At 37.3% G+C, this 2,059-nt stretch carries 2 protein-coding genes; one reads left to right on the forward strand and one right to left on the reverse strand.

Going from position 1 to position 2,059, the window contains the following annotated elements; translation table 11 throughout:
• The first annotated feature begins 8 nt into the window (after positions 1 to 8).
• Entirely contained in the window at positions 9 to 332 is a 324-nt protein-coding gene (grxD, locus tag WGMM_RS01780; protein ID WP_006280013.1) for a Grx4 family monothiol glutaredoxin, read from the forward strand.
• A 194-nt stretch (positions 333 to 526) separates the two neighbouring features.
• Here grxD and fumC read toward each other — a convergent pair whose 3' ends face one another.
• Entirely contained in the window at positions 527 to 1,921 is a 1,395-nt protein-coding gene (fumC, locus tag WGMM_RS01785; protein WP_038249203.1) for a class II fumarate hydratase, read from the reverse strand.
• Positions 1,922 to 2,059 lie beyond the last annotated feature (138 nt).

Raw genomic sequence — 2,059 nt, forward strand, 5'->3', positions numbered from 1 at the left:
GTGAATTTATGAGCAATTTTGAACAAATAAAAAAAGATATAACAGAAAATGATGTGGTATTGTATATGAAAGGCACTTCTGATTTTCCTCAATGCGGATTCTCTGGACTCGTCGTGTCAATCCTAAAAAAATTGAACGTGAAGTTTAAGTATATTAACGTGTTGGAGAATGATGAAATACGTGAATCTATAAAAAAGTTTTCTGATTGGCCAACAATTCCACAATTATATATAAAGGAAGAGTTTATTGGTGGTTGCGACATCACTCGCGAGATGTACGAAAAAGGCGAACTGCAAAGTTTATTGAAGGAAAAAAAAATTATTGCGGAATAAGTACCAAGAAACCAGTGCCCAGACGCTGGATAACGTAGTATGGCTATGAAAAAGGATCTTATGTCTTAAACCGTATCCGTTCAGGGGAGCGGCAAAATAAGGTAGACAAAGCAAGATAATAATGTTGATGTTAACACTATTGTCAAGTTTACTGGCCTCTCCATTAGTGAGATTGAAGAACTAAGTGTGAGCGGTTACAAATAATTCACCATTTCTTCTGGTTTCACTATCCTTTCAAACTCTTCCTCAGTGAGCAGTTGAAGTTTTGCTGCTGCTTCTTTTAGAGTGATATTTTCTTTATAAGCAAGCTTCGCTATTTTTGCTACATTGTCGTACCCTATATGCGTATTTAATATAGTGACCAACATCAACGACTGATTCAGTAAATCTTTTATCCTCTCTTCATTTGCTTTAATACCAACTACACATTTTTCTGTAAAATTTAAACTTGCGTCAGCTAAAAGTCTTATAGACTGCAAAACATTGTAAATTATCACTGGCTTAAACACATTCAATTCAAAATGACCGTTTGAACCACTAATGGTTACAGCAACATGATTTCCCATAACTTGAGTGCATACCATAGTCACCGCTTCACACTGAGTTGGATTCACTTTACCTGGCATAATTGAAGAACCAGGCTCATTTTCCGGTAACATTATTTCCCCAATTCCGCATCTTGGACCAGAACCAAGCAACCTTATATCATTTGCAATTTTCATTAAACTGACTGCTACTGTATTGAGTGTTCCACTGAGCTCAACTAAAGCATCATTTGCTGCTAGCACTTCAAATTTATTGCCTGCTGAAGTAAATGGAAGGTTAGTAATTTCTGCAACTTGGCTTGAAAAATCTTCAGCAAAACCCTTTTTAGTATTGAGTCCCGTGCCAACTGCAGTGCCACCTTGTGCAAGCTCATATATATCACTTAAAGTTGATTTTATTCTCTCTATCCCCTTTTTAATCTGGACTGCATAGCCAGAGAACTCCTGTCCTAGTGTTAGGGGAGTTGCATCTTGCAGATGAGTACGTCCTACTTTTATTATATCTTTAAATTCCTGAACCTTATTATCCAGCACCTTATGCAATTTTTCAAGATTTGGAATAAGCAAGCGGTTTATCTGGTCTGCTGCTGCTATATGCATTGCTGTTGGAAAGGTGTCATTTGACGACTGACCATAATTCACATGATCATTTGGATGTATCGGAGATTTACTACCCAAATTACCACCTAAAATCTCTATTGCGCGATTGCTGATCACTTCATTCATATTCATATTAGTCTGCGTTCCGGATCCGGTTTGCCAAACAACAAGCGGAAATTCATTATTAAATTTGCCATCTATTACTTCCTTTGCGGCTGCGCAGATTGCGTCCCCTACCTTATTATCTATGCTACCCTGCTTCATGTTAACATGTGCTGCTGCAAGTTTTACTATTGCTAATGCTTTAATCAGAGGCTCTGGCATTTTTTCTGTGCCAATCTTAAAATTTTCTAAAGAACGCTGAGTCTGCGCTCCCCAGTAATGTTCACTTGGTACTTTTACTTCCCCTAAGCTGTCTGATTCTATTCTCGTCTTTCTATCCATATTTTCCTCCTGGTGTTATGCAAACTGGTTCACTACATAATTTTTTCATGCCTACTTCTTGGTTAATTAAATCATACTAGATCCAAGTAGTCAAGTGTACGAACATTGCAATTTTCTAGGTAACTTGCATGGTAGATG

The sequence above is a fragment of the Wolbachia endosymbiont of Glossina morsitans morsitans genome, from assembly GCF_000689175.1.
GTDB classification, from domain to species: Bacteria; Pseudomonadota; Alphaproteobacteria; order Rickettsiales; family Anaplasmataceae; genus Wolbachia; species Wolbachia pipientis.

What these genes read in the sequence shown, in the direction of transcription:
- grxD (WP_006280013.1), top strand. Translation starts at nt 9, where the DNA reads ATGAGCAATTTTGAACAAATAAAAAAAGATATAACAGAAAATGATGTG.
- fumC (WP_038249203.1), bottom strand. Translation starts at nt 1,921, where the DNA reads ATGGATAGAAAGACGAGAATAGAATCAGACAGCTTAGGGGAAGTAAAA.